The sequence below is a fragment of the Nordella sp. HKS 07 genome (assembly GCF_011046735.1).
Lineage (GTDB): Bacteria > Pseudomonadota > Alphaproteobacteria > Rhizobiales > Aestuariivirgaceae > Taklimakanibacter.
In genome coordinates this window covers 6,759,169-6,775,663 of record NZ_CP049258.1, presented here as the reverse complement: position 1 = coordinate 6,775,663, position 16,495 = coordinate 6,759,169, and the positions used below count along the sequence as shown (strand labels likewise).

Sequence of the window (16,495 nt, the reverse complement as noted above, 5' to 3'; positions counted from 1 at the left end):
CGATACATTGACATTGCGATAAGCTAAGCGCTTAGATAAGGAATAACCCAGCCTTGCCGGCGGGGTCAATGGCGGGTTCGGGGATCAGGGGGCATGACGCAATTGGCGACGGGCAGCGATGTCGAGATCGGGCGAGCCCAGATCGAATGGGTGAGCCGGCATTCGCCGGTACTCAACGGGTTGGTCCGCGAAACCCTGGCCGACGGCGCCCTGAAAGGCGCACGGATCGCGGTCGTCGTGCATCTCGAAGCCAAGACGGCCTTCCTCGCCACCGTGCTCGCCGATGCCGGAGCCGAGGTCGTCGTCGCCGGCAGCAATCCGCGCACGACGAAAGGCCCGGTGGTCGAGGCGCTGAAAGCGCGCGGCCTCGCGGTCGTCTCGGCGCCAGATGGCGATCATGCGAGCTGGGAGCGCGAGCTTCTCGCCGCCGCCGACTGGGGACCGCATTATATCATCGATGACGGCGCCGAGCTCACCATGCGGATGGGCAGGTTCCGTCCTGAGCTCTATGCGCGTCTCAAGGGCGTCTCCGAGGAGACGACGACGGGCACGGCGAGACTGCATGCGCTCCGGGCGGCGGGGAAGCTGCCTTTCGCGGCGCTCACCGCCAATGACGCGCGCAGCAAGCATCTGTTCGACAACCGCTACGCGACGGGACAAACGACGCTGCAGGCAATCCTGCGGCTCACCAACCGGCAGATCGCCGGCGCCCGTGTCGCGGTGATCGGGTATGGCTATGTCGGTCGCGGCATCGCGCTTTATGCCAAGGCGATGGGCGCCCATACACGCGTCGTCGAGGCCGATCCGGTCCGCGCGCTCGAGGCTCATATGGACGGCCACAAGGTCGGCACGGCCGCCGATATGCTGCCGGGGGCGAGCATGGTGATCGCCGCGACGGGCGGCATGCGCGCCATCGGCGCCAGCGAATTCGCCCATCTCGACCATGATGTCATCCTCGCCAATGCCGGCCACCACGATCTCGAAATCGATGTCGAGGCGCTGGCGGGCCTGACGAATGACCGGCGCGAGACCCGGCCCCAGATCACGACATTCCGCGTGGCGTCGCGCGACCTGCATGTGCTGTCGGGTGGTGCCCTGGTCAACATCGCCGGCGGCAGTGGCCATCCGGTCGAGATCATGGACCTCACTTTCGCGGTGCAGGGGCTGGGCGCGCATCATCTGGTCACAGCCGGCCTGGCACCCGGCGTCCATATCATTCCGAAAGCGCTCGATGACGCGATTGCGGCGGCGAAGCTCAAGAGCATGGGCATCAGCCTGAGCGCGGCGCGCCGCGAGCAGGAAGACGACATCGCGCAGTGGATAGAGGGAATGCCGACGCCATGACAGTCAATCTCGCGCAAGAAGGCGCCGAGCGCATCGCCTGGGCCGGCCGCGGCATGCCGGTGCTCGCCGCGATCGCCCGCCGTCTCGTCGAGTCCGGCCGGGTCCGTGGCAAGCGGATCGGTGTTTCCCTGGTGCTCGAACCGAAGACGGCCAATCTCGCTTTGGCGTTCAAACGCGCCGGCGCCGAGGTGAGTGTCTATTGTGGCGGCAGCTCGACGGAGGCCCGCGTGGTGCAGGCGCTAGAAGCGCAAGGCATCGCGGTTTTCGCGGAGGCCGGCGCCACGGCGGCGCGCGATCTGGAACTCGCCCGCGCCTTTCTCAAGACCAGGCCCGATATTCTGATCGATGACGGCGCCAGTCTCATCCGGCTCGCGCATCGCGAATTCCCCGATCTCGTCTCATCGATGCTGGGGGCGGCCGAAGAAACCACCAGCGGCGTGCGTCCGCTGCGCGCGATGCATGAGGAGGGGGCGCTGCGCATTCCCGTCATCGCGGTCAATGATTCGCGGATGAAATATCTCTTCGACAATGTGTACGGGACAGGGCAATCCTGCGTGATGGCGTTTCTCGACATCACGAATCTCCAGCTTGCCGGGCGCGAGGTGCTGGTGATCGGCTATGGCTGGGTTGGCAAGGGTGTTGCGGCGCACGCGGCGGCGCTGGGTGCGCGCGTGACCGTCGCCGAGCTCGATCCGGTCAAGGCCCTGCAGGCGATCCATGATGGCCATGCGGTAAAGAGCGTCGAGCTCGCCGCGCCCGCGACCGAAGTGGTCTTCGCCTCGACCGGCATCGCCGGCGTGGTGACGGAAGCACATCTGCACAAGCTGCCGGACGGCGCTTTCCTGTGCACCGCGGGTGGCGGCGACTTCGAGCTGCCCATGGATTATCTGCGTTTCCTCGGGACGGCCAAGGACGTGCGCCAAGGGGTCACCGAATACACGCTGCCCGGCGGCGCCCGTATCCGCGTGATGGCGGACGGCCATTGCATCAACTGCTCGGGCGGCGAAGGCAATCCGATCGAGGTCATGGACCTGTCGCTGTCGCTGCAGGCGATCGCGGTCGAGGAACTGGCGGGCGATGCGTCGCGCAAGGCTCCCGGGCTCTATCCGATCTCGGAAGCGGCGGAGCGTGACGTGGCGCTGATCAGGCTCGGCCATGAAGGCGGCGTGATCGAACCGATGACGGAACAATTGGCAACGGCAATACGGAGCTGGTGATTATGACGATGGGTGGTGTTTCGACGTGGCTGCGCAAGGGCGTTTCGGGCGTGGCGCTCGCGACGGCATTGTTCGCGCTTTCCGCCTGTGGCGAGGAGCCGGCGGCGACCGACAAGCTGAAGACGGGGCCGATCCCCGAGTCAAAGACGGAGCTCACCGTCTGGTCGTTCCTGCCCGGCAACTACGAGAAGGGGGCGGAGGCCTATAACGCAATTGCCGCCGACTTCCAGAAGGCCCATCCGCAAGTCACGGTCACGGTCATCGACATGCCGTACGGCACCTATTTCGACCAGGTGCGCAATGCGGTCGTGGCGCAGAGCGGACCCGATGTCATCACCATGTACGGCTCGGCGCAGGCCTACAGCTACAAGAACGGGCTCTATCCGCTGCAGGACGCGATCGACGCGACTCTTCGCCCGCAGATCAAATATCTCGACGAGAATTACTCGGCCGACGGCAATCTCTATATCCTGCCGACCGGCTCCTATGGCTATGTCATGCTGGTCAACCGCGCCATGTTCGCGCAGGCCGGGATCGATCCGGCGGCGGGGCTCGCCAGCTGGAACGCGATGCTCGCCACCTGCAAGGCGCTGACCGAGAAGGGCATCCAGCCGATGGCCTCGGGCTGGAAGGACGGTTATCTGTTCGAGACCTATCTCTATATGATCACCAGCCAGATGATGGACAAGGCGGCGCTCGGCAAGTGGGTCAAGGGCGAGCTCAAGCTCGACGACAAGCTGTTCACCGATGCCGTCAACTACATCATGGACATGAAGAATGCCGGCTGCTTTGGCGACGACAAGGCGCTGGGCCGCAACATGTTCGACGACACGACGGTTCAATATGCCTCGGGTGGTGCCGCCATATTGGTCAACGGCACGATGAGCAGCGCCATGCGGCTGCTCGGCGACCAGCCGGAAACGATGGCGATGGCACTGCCGCAGGTACCGGCCTCCAAGCATAAGAATCTGGTCGATGCGGGCGCCGAAGCCGGCTGGAGCGTCACCAAGTGGACGAAGAGCCCGGAAGCCTCGGCCGCCTTCGTCAATTTCATCGCCAGCAAGGAAACGCAGGAGAAATTGTGGGGCATCATCGGTGTGCCGCCCAATATTACCGGCTTCCAGGCGCAGGCGCAGAACGACATGCAGGCCGCCTATATGGCACTGCTCGCCAATCCTGAGAACCACACGGGCTTCGCCGCCTTCCCGCTGCCGGTGCTGGCGGTGATGGAGCGCAATGCGGCGCCTCTTATGGGCGGCACGATGACCGTCCAGCAGTTCATGGAGAGCGCGCAGGCGGCCTTCGCGAAGACGAACTGAAATATGTCCTTTGCCTATCAACCGGCGGTTTCGCGCTTCGAGATTTTCCCTTCTCCCGCTTGCGGGAGAAGCTGGCGCGAAGCGCCGGATGAGGGTGTTCTCTCCGCAACACGAGTGATCGTTATGGAGTCGGATATCTTGAGACAGACACCCTCACCCACCCTGTCGGGCACCCTCTCCCGCAAGCGGGAGAGGGGGAAATTTCGGATAGGGCTCGCCGCCTCTTTGATTGAAGAAGATATGCGCGCGTGAAAGCTGAACCATGCAGGCGGTGAAGAGGAGAGGTTGGCGGCGCGCGCTGGATGGAGGGCTGGTGCTTCTCCTGCCGGCGATCGTGCTCGAAACGCTCGTCCTCTTCCTGCCTCTCGGCTATGTGGCCTTCCGCTCGCTCTATGACTGGCAGCCGGGCAGCGTCTCGACCTTCATCGGATTGAAGAATTACGACGTCCTGTTCGCCGATCCGGAGTTCTGGCAAGTGGCCGGCAACCAGCTTTTCTATCTGCTGGGCCTGCCGCTCTGGGTGGCAGCCCCGCTCGTCGTCGCCTTCGCGCTGCGCGAGGGCGTGTGGCGGCCGGGGCTCTTCCGCTCCATCTATTTCCTGCCCGCGGTGATGTCGCCGGCCATTGTCGGCCTCGTCTTTCGCACACTGCTTGCCACCGACGGGCCGGTGAATGCGACGCTTGAGACGTCGGGGCTCGGCTTCCTCGCCCATCCCTGGCTGACCAATGTCGACTATGTGAAGCCGGTCATCATCTTCGTCGTCCTGTGGGCGGGTTTCGGGGTCGGCGTGCTCATCTTCTCGGCGGCCTTCGCCGCCGTGCCGCAGAATATCTTCGAGGCGGCGCGGCTCGACGGCGCCCGTTTCTGGAGCGAGTTCTGGCATATTGCGGTGCCGAGCGTGCGCGGCACCGTGTTCCTGTGGGCGATGTTCCAGATCGTCTGCATCTTCCTGTTCATGTTCGGCTGGATCTATGTGCTGACCGGCGGCGGGCCCGGCCTCGCCAGCGCCACCATGGATTTTTCCATCTATCAGCAGTTCATGCGCTTCGGCTTCTATGGCACGGCGGCGGCGCAATCGATCGCGCTGGTCGGCGCGATCATCCTGTTTCCCGCCATCGGCTTCGCGGTACGCGCGCTCGTCGAAACCTTCTTCAAGAGGGCGCCGAAGTGAAAGCGGGAACCACGAGCAAATTTCGCACCGCGATCATGGCGGCGATCAGTCTCGCCTTCATCCTGCCTCTGCTGTTCCTCGTCGCCACCGCGATCCGTACCCGCCAGGACTACATCATGGCGCCCGGCGGACTGCCGCGATCCTTCACCCTCGACAATATCGTTACCGCCTGGACGCAGGCCAATCTCGGCCAGGCGCTGATCGTCTCGCTCATCGTTGCGGTGATCGCCTGCATCGTCTGCGCCTCGACGGCGCTGGCCGGCGCTTTCTGGTTCCGCATCCATCATGGCCGAGCGGCGCGCGGTCTCAATCTCCTGCTCATCGCCGGCTACGCCATTCCGATGGTGGCCTGGCTTATCCCGGTCTTCGTCATGCTGGCGAGCGCCCGGCTCGTCAATAATATCGTGGTGGCCGGCATCATCGCCGGCGTGGCGAGCCTGCCCTTCGCCATCTATCTCATCCACACCTTCTTCCGCCAGGCGCTGACGACGGAGCTGCTCGAGGCCGCCGCCCTCGACGGCGCCCGGGTGCTGAAGATCTTCTGGTATATCGCGGTGCCGATGTCGCGCCCGGCGCTGGCCTCGATCGTGGCGCTCGTCTTCGTGTGGACTTTCGGCGATCTTCTCATGGCCGCGACGCTGCTGCAGGGCAATCCGCAGGTCTACACGCTCACGCTGGCGGCGACGACACTGTCGACGCGTGAGGATGTCAATCTGCAAGGCCAGGCGGCGGCGGCACTCGTCTCGCTCATTCCGGTGCTGCTGGTGTTCATGGTGGCGCAGCGCTCGCTCGCCGCCGGATTCGGAGCCGGCAGTGGCAAATAGGATCTATGGCGCGGACTGGGTGGTGCCGGTCGCCTCAGAGCCGTTGCGCGACGCGGTGGTGGCAGTCGAGGGGAGCCGCATTGCCTGGCTCGGGCCTGAGGCGAAATTGCCGCCGCAGTTCCGCGCCGTCGATATCGATTGGACGGACGGTGTCATCACGCCCGGCCTCGTCAATGCTCATACGCATCTGCAATATAGCGGTTTTAATGCTCTGGGCCGTGGGCAATATCGCGGCTTCGAGGACTGGAGCGTCGCATTCGAAGCGCTCTATGACCGGGAAACTTGGGAATGGGGGCGGGCGGCGGCGCAGGGCGCCAAGCTCGGCCTCGCCACCGGCACGACAGTGTTTTCGGAAATCATCACCAGCGATGAAGCGCGCGGCGCCATTGCCGCCGCACAGGCGAGCGGTATCGAATATCTGGAAGTCATCGCCGAGACGACACGGTCATGGACGAATGGCGGGCGCGAAGAGCTGATCAAATGGCTCGGTGACAAGGCGACGATCACGACCGGGATCTCTCCGCACGCGCCCTATAATCTCGATCCCTGTGTCGTCTCAGACCTTGTCGAACTCGCCAGATCGCGCGGCATAAGGTTGCACACGCATCTGGGGGAATCGGCGCTCGAGGAGGCGTTCTATCTCACCGGTGATCCGGCGGTGCTGTTCATCTATGGCGATCTTCGCGATGAATATCATCTGGTGCGCCAGAAGGGCTCGGGTCTCAAGACCGCCGCCTATGCCGACAGCGTAGGCCTGCTGGGCGAATGCACGCACATTGCGCATGGCGTCTATTTCGACAAGTGCCAACGTGATCTGCTGCGCCAGCGGAAGACGCGGGTGGCCCTCTGTCCACGCTCCAATGCGGTGATCGGTCTCGCCGAGGCACCGGTCGCCGCCTATCTCAGCGAAGGCCACGATATCGCGGTAGGCACCGATTCACTGGCCTCGGCGCCGTCGCTCGATCTGATGGCGGATGTGAAAGCCTTGGCGGAGATCGCCCGCAAGCAAGGCTATCGTGAAGGCGATCTATGGACGCGGCTAGTGCAGGCGGCGACCTCGGGCGGCGCCCGGGCGCTCGGCATGGCGAAGCGGGGCTATGGCGCGCTGATTGAAGGTGGTCCGGCCGATCTGGCGATCTTCGCGATCGACGTCACGGGCGATGAGGTCGAGCGCGCACTGGTCGAGCAGGGAGAGGGGCGGTGCGTGCTCACCGTGGCGCAAGGCCGCGTGGTGCATGACGGTCGCGACAAAGCAAGTGAGATAGAGAGACATGTCCGATCTCAAGATCAGCAAGCTCCATAAACGCTTCGGCACCGTCGATGTCCTGAAGGACATCAATCTCGACATCAGATCGGGCGAATTCGTCGTGTTCGTCGGTCCGTCGGGCTGCGGCAAGTCGACCTTGCTGCGCTGCATATCAGGGCTCGAGGCGGCCACCGAAGGCACGATCGAGATCGACGGTGCGGTCATCGACGATGTCGAGCCGGCGCAGCGCGGCATCGCCATGGTATTCCAGAACTACGCGCTCTATCCGCATATGGATGTGTTCGGCAACATGGCCTTCTCGCTGAGGATGCAGCGCCTTGCCAAGGACGAGATCAGGCGCAAGGTCGAGGCGGCGGCGGAGAAGCTGCAGCTCACGCCCTATCTCGACCGCCTGCCGGCGCAGCTGTCGGGCGGCCAGCGCCAGCGTGTCGCCATAGGCCGCGCCATCGTGCGCGATCCCAAGGTATTCCTGTTCGACGAGCCGCTTTCCAATCTCGATGCGGCGCTCAGGGTGCGCATGCGCATGGAGATCGCCCAGCTCAAGATGCAGCTTCCCAACACGACGATGATCTATGTGACGCATGACCAAGTCGAGGCGATGACCATGGCCGAGCGCATCGTCGTGCTGAAGGACGGCCGCGTCGAGCAGGTGGGAACGCCCATGGAGCTCTATGAGCGTCCGCAATCGCAATTCGTGGCGGGTTTCATCGGCTCGCCGCGCATGAACTTCTTCACGGGCAAGCTCGCGCAGGCGTTCAAGGCGCACACCGTCGGGGTGAGGGCCGAGCATCTCGATATCGTTTCGGCGGACGGCATCTGGGCGGGCAAGGTGGTCTATGCGGAGAATCTCGGCGCCGATACTTTTATTTATGTGGATATCGGCGCGGAGGCGCCGATGGTGCTGCGCCAGCCCGGCAAGGCCGTCCATGACGCCGGTGCCGAGGTGAGGCTCGCGCCGAAGTCGAATGAATTCCATCTGTTCGACGCGGACGGCAAACCGCTTCCGAAATAGCAGGAATAACAATCAGATAGACTGAAAATGCATCAGGAAACTGCGATAGGCCTTGTCAGATTGACTCTTAAGATATATCTTAATATGCAATCTTAGTAACTATCGAAGGATATATCTCATGTTTGGACGTCATCATGAACATCAGGGCGGCCACGGCCGCCACCACGATTGCGCGCCCGTCGGGCGCTGGGGCAGGGGCAGGCCTGCCGGCGATGATGAAGGCTTCGGGCGCGGCGGCTTTTTCGGCGGCCGCGGTGCCCGCATGTTCGGCCACGGCGATCTGCGACTCGTCCTCCTGGCCTTGATCGCCGAGAAGCCGCGCCACGGCTATGAACTCATCCGCGCCATCGAGGAGAAATTCGGCGGCAACTACGCCCCGAGCCCAGGCGCGGTCTATCCGACACTGACGCTGCTCGAGGAGCAGGATTACATCGTGACGGAAAGCCAGAGCGGCACCAAGAAGCTCTATCAGGCGACCGAAGCGGGCCGACAGTTCCTGGAGGAGAACAGCGTCCCGCTCAAGGGCATCCAGGCACGCATGGATCTCGCCGCCCAGGCCTTCGCTATGCATTCGACGCCGGAATCGGTGCGCGAAGCGATGCGGACGCTGAAGCAGTCGCTCCATATGCGGCGCGGTCCGTGGACCACGGAGGAGGCGGAACGGGTGCGCAAGCTCATCGAGGCGACGGCGCGCCAGATCGTCGGCGGGCCGGAGAATTGATCCTGACAGGTTAAGGGGCTCGTCCGGCTATCCTGGAACAAGTCATTTCCGCCAAAGCCTTCAACTTTGGCGGGATTTGTTCTATTCGCCTTCGGAAGGAAACGAGCCGCCGAACCATGACCCCTGCCGCCAAGAAGACCGTCGACAAGCTCACCCAGAAGGAAGCCGCCAGCGAATTGCAGCGGCTTGCCGCCGAGATCGCGCATCACGATGAGCGCTATCACGGTGAGGACGCGCCGGAGATTTCCGACGCCGATTACGACGCGCTGCGCCTGCGCAATGAGGCGATCGAGGCGCGCTTTCCTGAACTCATACGCGACGACTCGCCTTCGCAGCGGGTAGGGGCGGCGCCACAGGCTAAATTCGGCAAGGTCCGGCACCGCGTGCCGATGCTCTCCCTCGGCAACGGTTTCTCGGATGAAGATGTGGTGGAGTTCCTCGGTCGCATCCGCCGCTTCCTCAATCTCGCCGAGGACGCGCCCATCGATGTGACGGCCGAGCCCAAGATCGACGGCCTGTCGCTGTCGCTGCGCTACGAGAAGGGCAAGCTCGTCCAGGGCGCCACACGCGGCGACGGTTCGGAAGGCGAGAATGTCACCCTCAATGTCCGCACCGTGAAGGACATCCCCAATCACATCACGGCCAAGGACGTCCCGGACGTGCTCGAGGTCAGGGGCGAAATCTATATGTCCCACAAGGACTTCGCCCGGATGAATGAGAAACAGATTCAAGCCGGCGAAAAGGTCTTCGCCAATCCGCGCAATGCCGCGGCAGGCTCGCTGCGCCAGCTCGATCCGGCTATTACCGCAAGCCGGCCCTTGCGCTTCTTCGCCTACACTTGGGGCGAGGTGTCGAAACTGCCGGGCGTTACGCAATGGGACGTCATCCAGGCCTTCAAGCGCTGGGGCTTCCCGGTCAATCCGCTGATGAAGCTCTGCCATTCGGCCAACGAGTTGCTGGCGCAGTATCACCAGATCGAGGCCGACCGGGCCAATCTCGGCTACGACATCGACGGCGTCGTCTACAAGGTGAACCGGCTCGACTGGCAGCAAAGGCTGGGCTTCGTCAGCCGGGCGCCGCGCTGGGGTCTCGCGCATAAATTCACCGCCGAAAAGGCGATGACGATCCTCGAAGGCATCGACATCCAGGTCGGCCGCACCGGCGCCATGACGCCGGTGGCGAGGCTCAAGCCCGTCACCGTCGGCGGCGTCGTCGTCGCCAATGCGACGCTTCACAATGAGGATGAGATCCAGCGCAAGGACATCCGCATCGGCGACACGGTGATCGTGCAGCGCGCCGGTGACGTCATTCCGCAGATCCTTGGCTTCGTCGAGGACAAGCGGCCCAAAAGCGCCAAGCCGTACGAATTCCCGACCACCTGTCCGGTCTGCGGCAGCCACGCGGTGCGCGAGGTCAATGAGAAGACCGGCAAGGTCGACGCGGTCCGGCGCTGCACCGGCGGCCTCATCTGTGCTGCCCAGCGCGCCGAGCGCCTGAAGCACTTCGTATCGCGCAACGCCTTCGATATCGAGGGCATGGGCGACAAGGTGATCGAGGAGTTCCTTTCGCTCGGCTTCATCGCGTCGCCGCCCGACATCTTCACGCTGGAAGAGCGCAAGGTGAAGGTCGCGGAGCTCGAAGGCTGGGGTGAAACGAGTGCGCGCAACCTCTTCGTCGCGATCAATGCGCGGCGCGAGATCGGGCTCGACCGCTTCATCTTCGCGCTCGGCATACCCCATATCGGCGAAACCAATGCGAGACTTCTGGCGCGCGCCTATGGAACGGCGGAGGCGCTGCGCGAAGCCATGCGCGCGGCCGCCAAGGGCAAGGAAGAGGAGGCCTATCAGGAGCTTCTGTCGCATGAAGGCATCGGCCCCATCGTCGCCGAAGCGGTCGTCGACTTCTTCGGTGAGCCGCATAATGTCGAGGTCTTCGACAGACTGCTGGCACAGGTGAGCGCGGCGCCGCTCGAAGCGGTGCGGCAGAGCCCGGTCTCCGGCAAGACCGTCGTCTTCACCGGCGCTCTCGAAAAGATGACGCGCGAGGAGGCCAAGGCCATGGCGGAACGGCTCGGCGCCAAGGTGGCGGGCTCGGTATCGAAGAAAACCGATCTTCTGGTCGCCGGTCCCGGCGCCGGTTCGAAGCTCAAGGACGCGCAGAAGCACGGCGTCGAGGTGATCGATGAGGACGAGTGGTTCCGCCGCGTCGGCGGTTAGCTCTTTTTCCCGGCCTGCCTTCGCAGCCATGTGGTGAAGGCCCGGATCGCGGGTGACGACAGCTCGCGTTGCGGGCGCACCAGCCAGTGTGCGAGCCTGTCGTCGACTCTCACGGTGAAAGGCTGGACCAAGCTTCCTTGTTCGAGATGCGCCTCGGCAAGCCGCGCCGGTACCAGGGCAATGCCCTCGCCGGCGACCGCCGCCTGTAACAGCAATAGGCTCGAGGCGAGCCGTGGTCCTCGCGTCGCCCAATCCGGTCTTGCGAGCCCAAGGGCTTCGGTGAAGTCGGCCCAGGAGATCGCCGTGACTTCATCGTGCAACAGCGTGGCCCGTTTGATGTCCGCCGGGGTTTGCAAGCGCGCCGCGATCCGCGGCGCTGCGACAACGATCACGGAGTCTTCCATCAGCTTCTCGGCCCTGACGCCCGGCCAGTTGCCCCGGCCCGTCCTGATCGCCATGTCGATGCCGGAATGGGCGCCGGGCTCGATGAGAGACTGGCTCTCCGACACCCAGATTTCGAAGGCAGGATGGCGGGCGCGGAAATTCGGCAGACGCGGAAGCAGCCATAACGACGCGAAGGAGGCGGTGGTGTTGATCCTGACCATGCGCAATCTGGCGCTGCCGCGGCCCGTAGTCTGAGCCGCGTGGGCGATAAGGATGAAAGCCCGGTTCGCCGCATCGGCAAAGTGTTTGCCTGCTTCGGTCGGCACAAGCCGTCCACCACGTCCGCGCGCGAGAAGCGAAGTGCCCAGATGATCCTCGAGCGAGCGCACGCGCCGGCTCACCGCGCCATGGGTGAGTCCCAGTTCCTTCGCTGCGGCGACGGTCGACCCGAGCCGGACAACCGCCTCGAACATCCGCACCGCTTCGAGCGGCGGCAGTTTTGGCACTGACAGGGTGTGACGTGCGCTCACAGGCCGGCACGATAATGCGCTGGCGCGGCCAAGGCAATCGACCCAACACTCCGATGGCCAAACAGGAGATCGAAATATGCCGACTGTCGCCGTCATCAACGGATCGCTGCGCCAGGCCTCGCTCAACGGCCGGTTGGCTCGGGCGCTGGCGCTGATCGCCAAGCCGGGGCTGGATCTGCTGACGGCCAGGATCGGCGATTTGCCCCTCTACAATCAGGATATGGAAACCGAACTGCCGGCCGCCGTCGTGCGGTTCAAGCAAGAGATCGCGGCAGCCGATGCGGTGCTCTTCGTCACCCCGGAACATAACCGCTCCATTCCCGCTGCCCTGAAGAATGCGATCGACTGGGGAACGCGGCCCTATGGCACCAGCGTGTGGCTCGACAAGCCGGGCGCCGTCATCGGCACGTCCGGCGGCGCGGTCGGAACCGCCGTGGCGCAGACGCATCTGCGCGGCGTGCTCACCTCGCTCGGCGTCGCCCTGATGGGTCGGCCCGAGGCCTATATTGTCTTCAAGGAGGGCCTGTTGGATGACGCCGACAATGTGACTGACGCTAGGGCGCATAAGGCACTCAGCACCTATGTCGAGGCCCTGACCAGATGGATCACACGTCTCACCTGAAATGGTTCAGAGCAATTTTCTTCAAGCGGCCATCGGCCGGAATGCTATATTTGAGCCATGCTGCAGATTTCGCCGCGCGACTCCGTCGGTCCCGAGAGCCTCTCTCCGGAAGACGAGACCTATTTCTGGCGGGTGTCGCGGCATGGCGATCTCGACTGCTTCACCGCCACCTTCCGCAAGCATGTCTTCCCGCCCCATACGCATGAGACCTATGTGATCGGCGTGACGCTCGATGGCGTGCATTCCTACATGCATAAGGGCGTCAAGGTTCGCTGCGAGGCGGGCACGATCTGCTTCATAAATCCGGACGAGGTGCATGACGGTTCGCCCGACACCTACGGCTATTCCTACCGAATGACCTATCCAAGCCCCGACTTCCTCGGCGCAATGCTGCGCGAGGCGACGGGGCGATCCGTCGGCACGCCGCGCTTCCGCATGCCGGGCGCGCGTGATCCGGAACTGGCCCAGATGTTCTGCGCCGCGCATCGCGCCCTTGAAAGCAACGACCAGCCGCTCTTCGCCGACGAGAAGCTCATCGCGTTCTACTTGGCGGCAGTCGAGCGCTATGGCGGCGGCCTGCCGTCGATCATCGCCGCGGGTGAGGAACCGGACGCCATCGTGCGCACCAAAGACTATCTGATGGCGCGTATTTCCGAAGCCACCGACTTCCAGGCACTCGCCGCCCATGTGGGTCTGAGCGCCTGGCATCTGATCCGCATTTTCCGCAAGGCGACCGGGCTGACACCGCATGCCTGGCTCATCGACCGGCGCGTGCACCTTGCGCGCGAATTGCTCAGGGCAGGCGAAAGTCCCAGCCATATCGCGCTCCAATGCGGCTTCGCCGACCAGGCGCATATGACGCGAAGCTTCAAGGCGAGGCTCGGCGTGACGCCCGGCCAGTATCGCGCTCTCCTCAACTGATCATCGCATTCGGCGCGCAAAATCCTTCAAGACGGCTATGGCCGCGATTGCTAGAGAGGCGCTCCCTCGGGAGTAGAATATGAGCAAGGCCGCCAGCGAATTCAGACAAGGCGTCATCGACATCCTGCCGGTAATCGCCGCCGCCAGCGTGATCGGCCTTCTCTGGGGGACGCTCGCCGCGAGCAAAGGCCTGTCGCCGCTCGAGACCGGCCTGATGAGCGTCAGCGTTTTCGCCGGCGCTTCACAATTCATCGCCATCGAATTGTGGCGCGACCCGGCGCCGTGGTTCTTCCTGAGCATGACGGTGTTCATCGTGAATATCCGGCATGTGCTGATGAGCGCCTCGCTGTCGCGCCATATGGGGCTTGTTCCACCCGGCTGGCAGGCCGCACTGCTCTATATGATGGCGGACGAGAACTGGGCCTTTTCGGAACGGCGCGCTCTCACCCAGCCTTTGACCATGGCCTACTATCTGGGCCTTGGGGTGCCGATGGTCGTGACCTGGACGGTGACGAGCGTCATCGGCGCGCTGGCCGGCGCCTGGCTCAAGGACCCGGCGGCTTACGGATTCGATTTCGCTTTCTCCGCCTTGTTCATCGGCATTCTGGCGGGCTTCTGGAAAGGGCCTAGGACCGGCGCCGTGCTCGCGGCAAGCGCCGTTGCCGCCGCCCTGGCCAAGCTCACCATTCCGGGCGCCTGGTATATCGTTCTGGGCGGCCTTGCCGGCGTTGCTGTCGCCGTGCTGCTGCATGCCGAGGAAGAGGAGGCCAGGGCTACGTCATGACCCTCCATCTTTCCACCCTCATCGCCATCATCGGCATGGCGCTCGCCACTTATGCGACGCGTGTCGCGGGCCTCTTCCTGATGCGCCATGTGACCGTCAAAGGCCGCACCAAGGCGGCATTCGACGCGCTGCCGCCAGCGATCCTGATGGCGGTCATCGCGCCCAACATCATCGCCACCGGCGTCGCCGAGACGATCGCGGCGGCGATCACGGCGGCGGCCGCCTTCCTCAGGCTGCCGATGATCGTGACCATCCTCGTCGGCATGGCGAGCGTCGTGCTGCTGCGGATGATCTTCTGATAAGTTAACGGCATTGCCGTTCCAGCGGGCGGGAACTTGTTCCCGTGCCCGGCGTTAAGGTGGCAATGGACAAACAGCAAATCCTGGCGCTTGGAACCATTGTCGCCATGATGGCGCTGTTCGCCTGGGGCAGGCTCCGCTATGACCTGGTCGCCATCGTCTCCCTCATCGCCGCCTTTTTCGTCGGCATCGTGCCGGCGGAGAAGGCTTTCACCGGATTCTCCAGCGACATCGTCGTCATCGTGGCGAGCGCGCTCATCCTGAGTGCGGCCGTCTCGCGCTCGGGCATTGTCGAGCTGGCGATGAGCCACGCCACTTTCGACTTGTCGAAGCCGCGCGCCCAGATCGTGACGCTGACATCGTGCATCGCGATCCTGTCGGCCTTCGTGAAGAATATCGGCACGCTGGCGATGTTCCTGCCGATCGCCTTCAAATTCGCCCGGCGCACCGGCACCTCGCCCTCAGTGCTGCTGATGCCGATGTCCTTCGCCTCTCTGCTCGGCGGACTGATCACGCTGGTTGGCACCTCGCCCAACATCATCGTCTCGCAGGCGCGTGAGAAGTTGCTCGGCGAACCCTTCCGCATGTTCGACTTCGCGCCTGTCGGCATCGGCCTGACGGCGGCCGGCATTGTGTTTCTGGCCTTCGGCTATCGCCTGCTGCCGAGCGGGCGGCGCGCCACCGCCTCGATCGAAGCCGCCTTCAATCTCGACGCCTATGCGACCGAGGCCACCGTACCGGAAGATTCGCCGCTGGTCGGCCAGCCGATCGCCGAGCTCGAGAAACAGGCTGAAGACGAGATCGATGTCGCGGTGCTGATCCGCGGCGGGCTCAATAAGTCCAAACCCGGCAAGGCGACCAAGATTCGCGCCGGCGACGCGCTCATCCTGCATGGCGAGCCGGCCGCTCTGGAAAGGGCGGTGGCGGTGGGCAAGCTCGTGCTGGTGCGCCAGGACAAGACGCCGGCCAAGGAAGCGGCCAGCGACGAGATCGGGGTGATGGAAGCGGTGGTCGGCGCGGAATCGCCGCTGGTCGGGCGCACCATATCGCAGAACCAGCTCTTCAACCGATACGAACTCAATCTTCTGGCGGTCAGTCGGCGCGGCAGCCGGATCACGCACCGGCTCAAATCCGTTCGCCTCAGAGCGGGCGATGCGATCGTGCTGCAAGGCAATATGCGCTTCATGCCGGAAACGCTGGGCGAGCTTGCTCTTCTGCCCCTGGCGGAGCGGCCGCTGGGGCTTGGACGGACGAGAAATACCTATCTGCCGATCGCTATCCTCGCCGCCGCGATGCTGGCGGTGGCGATCGGTCTGATGCCCGTGGCGATCGGCTTTTTCATCGCCGCCGCACTCGTCGTGCTCGCCGGCTGCATCACGCTGCGCGAGGCCTATAATGCCATCGACTGGCCGATCCTGGTGATGCTGGGCGCTCTCATCCCGGTGAGCGATGCGGCGCAGTCGACGGGCCTCACCGACACTATCGCCCATCTCGTGTCGCTGCTCGCCGATTTCCTTCCGCCATGGGGTTATGTGGCGATCATGCTTCTCATCGCCATGTGCGTGACGCCCTTCCTCAATAATGCGGCGACGGTGCTGATCCTGGCGCCGATCGCGGTGTCACTGGCGACGTCGCTCAAGATGAACCCCGATCCCCTGCTGATGGCAGTGGCGATCGGGGCGGGGTGCGATTTCCTGACCCCCATCGGCCATCAATGCAATACGCTGGTAATGGGGCCGGGCGGCTATCGCTTCGGCGATTACTGGCGCCTCGGCCTGCCACTCTCCTTCATCGTGCTTCTGGCCGGCGTGCCTCTGATCCTCATATTCTGGCCGCTGTAGCGGCGCGGGAGAGAGAACTCCCG

Annotated in this window: 16 protein-coding genes; 15 read left to right on the top strand and 1 reads right to left on the bottom strand. The window is 64.0% G+C overall.

Features of this window, described 5'->3' with window-relative positions; all coding sequences use genetic code 11:
* The first annotated feature begins 93 nt into the window (after positions 1–93).
* The 10 genes from G5V57_RS32125 (at position 94) to ligA (ending at position 11,091) form a co-directional block, all read left to right on the top strand.
* On the top strand, positions 94–1,344 hold the full coding sequence (locus tag G5V57_RS32125; protein ID WP_165173058.1) for an adenosylhomocysteinase: 1,251 nt from the start codon (positions 94–96) through the stop codon (positions 1,342–1,344).
* Entirely contained in the window at positions 1,341–2,561 is a 1,221-nt protein-coding gene (locus G5V57_RS32120) for an adenosylhomocysteinase (RefSeq protein ID WP_165173056.1), read from the top strand. Before G5V57_RS32125 ends, G5V57_RS32120 begins: the two co-directional genes overlap by 4 nt.
* A 2-nt stretch (positions 2,562–2,563) precedes the next feature.
* On the top strand, positions 2,564–3,880 hold the full coding sequence (locus tag G5V57_RS32115; protein WP_165173054.1) for an ABC transporter substrate-binding protein: 1,317 nt from the start codon (positions 2,564–2,566) through the stop codon (positions 3,878–3,880).
* A 3-nt stretch (positions 3,881–3,883) separates the two neighbouring features.
* On the top strand, positions 3,884–4,132 hold the full coding sequence (locus G5V57_RS32110) for a hypothetical protein (RefSeq protein WP_165173052.1): 249 nt from the start codon (positions 3,884–3,886) through the stop codon (positions 4,130–4,132).
* 10 nt (positions 4,133–4,142) lie between these two features.
* Positions 4,143–5,051, top strand: a complete 909-nt coding sequence (locus G5V57_RS32105) for a carbohydrate ABC transporter permease (RefSeq protein ID WP_165173050.1) — start codon at positions 4,143–4,145, stop codon at positions 5,049–5,051.
* Positions 5,048–5,875, top strand: coding sequence for a carbohydrate ABC transporter permease (locus G5V57_RS32100; RefSeq protein WP_165173048.1), 828 nt, complete (start codon positions 5,048–5,050; stop codon positions 5,873–5,875). Before G5V57_RS32105 ends, G5V57_RS32100 begins: the two co-directional genes overlap by 4 nt.
* Positions 5,865–7,178, top strand: a complete 1,314-nt coding sequence (locus G5V57_RS32095; protein WP_165173046.1) for an amidohydrolase family protein — start codon at positions 5,865–5,867, stop codon at positions 7,176–7,178. The genes G5V57_RS32100 and G5V57_RS32095 overlap by 11 nt, the downstream gene beginning before the upstream one ends.
* Positions 7,147–8,154: an ABC transporter ATP-binding protein gene (locus tag G5V57_RS32090; RefSeq protein ID WP_165173036.1), complete on the top strand. Its 1,008-nt coding sequence runs from the start codon at positions 7,147–7,149 to the stop codon at positions 8,152–8,154. Before G5V57_RS32095 ends, G5V57_RS32090 begins: the two co-directional genes overlap by 32 nt.
* A gap of 118 nt (positions 8,155–8,272) precedes the next feature.
* The gene (locus tag G5V57_RS32085) at positions 8,273–8,875 is read left to right on the top strand and encodes a PadR family transcriptional regulator (RefSeq protein WP_165173034.1); all 603 of its coding nucleotides are present in this window, start codon (positions 8,273–8,275) and stop codon (positions 8,873–8,875) included.
* A gap of 116 nt (positions 8,876–8,991) precedes the next feature.
* Positions 8,992–11,091: an NAD-dependent DNA ligase LigA gene (gene ligA, locus G5V57_RS32080; RefSeq protein ID WP_165173032.1), complete on the top strand. Its 2,100-nt coding sequence runs from the start codon at positions 8,992–8,994 to the stop codon at positions 11,089–11,091.
* Here ligA and G5V57_RS32075 read toward each other — a convergent pair.
* Positions 11,088–12,005, bottom strand: a complete 918-nt coding sequence (locus tag G5V57_RS32075) for a LysR substrate-binding domain-containing protein (protein WP_165173030.1) — start codon at positions 12,003–12,005, stop codon at positions 11,088–11,090. The genes ligA and G5V57_RS32075 overlap by 4 nt on opposite strands.
* 76 nt (positions 12,006–12,081) lie before the next feature.
* Between G5V57_RS32075 and G5V57_RS32070 the strand changes: the two genes are divergently transcribed.
* The 5 genes from G5V57_RS32070 to G5V57_RS32050 all read left to right on the top strand — a co-directional run bounded on the left by G5V57_RS32070 (position 12,082) and on the right by G5V57_RS32050 (position 16,472).
* On the top strand, positions 12,082–12,627 hold the full coding sequence (locus G5V57_RS32070) for an NADPH-dependent FMN reductase (RefSeq protein ID WP_165173028.1): 546 nt from the start codon (positions 12,082–12,084) through the stop codon (positions 12,625–12,627).
* 57 nt (positions 12,628–12,684) lie between these two features.
* Positions 12,685–13,548, top strand: coding sequence for an AraC family transcriptional regulator (locus tag G5V57_RS32065; protein ID WP_165173026.1), 864 nt, complete (start codon positions 12,685–12,687; stop codon positions 13,546–13,548).
* Between the two features lie 79 nt (positions 13,549–13,627).
* Positions 13,628–14,332: an AzlC family ABC transporter permease gene (locus G5V57_RS32060; RefSeq protein WP_165173024.1), complete on the top strand. Its 705-nt coding sequence runs from the start codon at positions 13,628–13,630 to the stop codon at positions 14,330–14,332.
* Positions 14,329–14,631: an AzlD family protein gene (locus tag G5V57_RS32055; RefSeq protein ID WP_165173022.1), complete on the top strand. Its 303-nt coding sequence runs from the start codon at positions 14,329–14,331 to the stop codon at positions 14,629–14,631. Before G5V57_RS32060 ends, G5V57_RS32055 begins: the two co-directional genes overlap by 4 nt.
* Before the next feature lie 65 nt (positions 14,632–14,696).
* Positions 14,697–16,472: an SLC13 family permease gene (locus G5V57_RS32050; RefSeq protein WP_165173020.1), complete on the top strand. Its 1,776-nt coding sequence runs from the start codon at positions 14,697–14,699 to the stop codon at positions 16,470–16,472.
* The last annotated feature ends 23 nt before the right edge of the window (positions 16,473–16,495 follow it).

Excerpts from the sequence above, each read along its gene's own strand:
- G5V57_RS32105 (WP_165173050.1), top strand. The coding sequence starts at position 4,143 with ATGCAGGCGGTGAAGAGGAGAGGTTGGCGGCGCGCGCTGGATGGAGGG.
- ligA (WP_165173032.1), top strand. The coding sequence starts at position 8,992 with ATGACCCCTGCCGCCAAGAAGACCGTCGACAAGCTCACCCAGAAGGAA.
- G5V57_RS32050 (WP_165173020.1), top strand. The coding sequence starts at position 14,697 with ATGGACAAACAGCAAATCCTGGCGCTTGGAACCATTGTCGCCATGATG.
- G5V57_RS32060 (WP_165173024.1), top strand. The coding sequence starts at position 13,628 with ATGAGCAAGGCCGCCAGCGAATTCAGACAAGGCGTCATCGACATCCTG.
- G5V57_RS32090 (WP_165173036.1), top strand. The coding sequence starts at position 7,147 with ATGTCCGATCTCAAGATCAGCAAGCTCCATAAACGCTTCGGCACCGTC.
- G5V57_RS32110 (WP_165173052.1), top strand. The coding sequence starts at position 3,884 with ATGTCCTTTGCCTATCAACCGGCGGTTTCGCGCTTCGAGATTTTCCCT.
- G5V57_RS32085 (WP_165173034.1), top strand. The coding sequence starts at position 8,273 with ATGTTTGGACGTCATCATGAACATCAGGGCGGCCACGGCCGCCACCAC.
- G5V57_RS32065 (WP_165173026.1), top strand. The coding sequence starts at position 12,685 with ATGCTGCAGATTTCGCCGCGCGACTCCGTCGGTCCCGAGAGCCTCTCT.
- G5V57_RS32055 (WP_165173022.1), top strand. The coding sequence starts at position 14,329 with ATGACCCTCCATCTTTCCACCCTCATCGCCATCATCGGCATGGCGCTC.
- G5V57_RS32115 (WP_165173054.1), top strand. The coding sequence starts at position 2,564 with ATGACGATGGGTGGTGTTTCGACGTGGCTGCGCAAGGGCGTTTCGGGC.
- G5V57_RS32125 (WP_165173058.1), top strand. The coding sequence starts at position 94 with ATGACGCAATTGGCGACGGGCAGCGATGTCGAGATCGGGCGAGCCCAG.
- G5V57_RS32070 (WP_165173028.1), top strand. The coding sequence starts at position 12,082 with ATGCCGACTGTCGCCGTCATCAACGGATCGCTGCGCCAGGCCTCGCTC.
- G5V57_RS32120 (WP_165173056.1), top strand. The coding sequence starts at position 1,341 with ATGACAGTCAATCTCGCGCAAGAAGGCGCCGAGCGCATCGCCTGGGCC.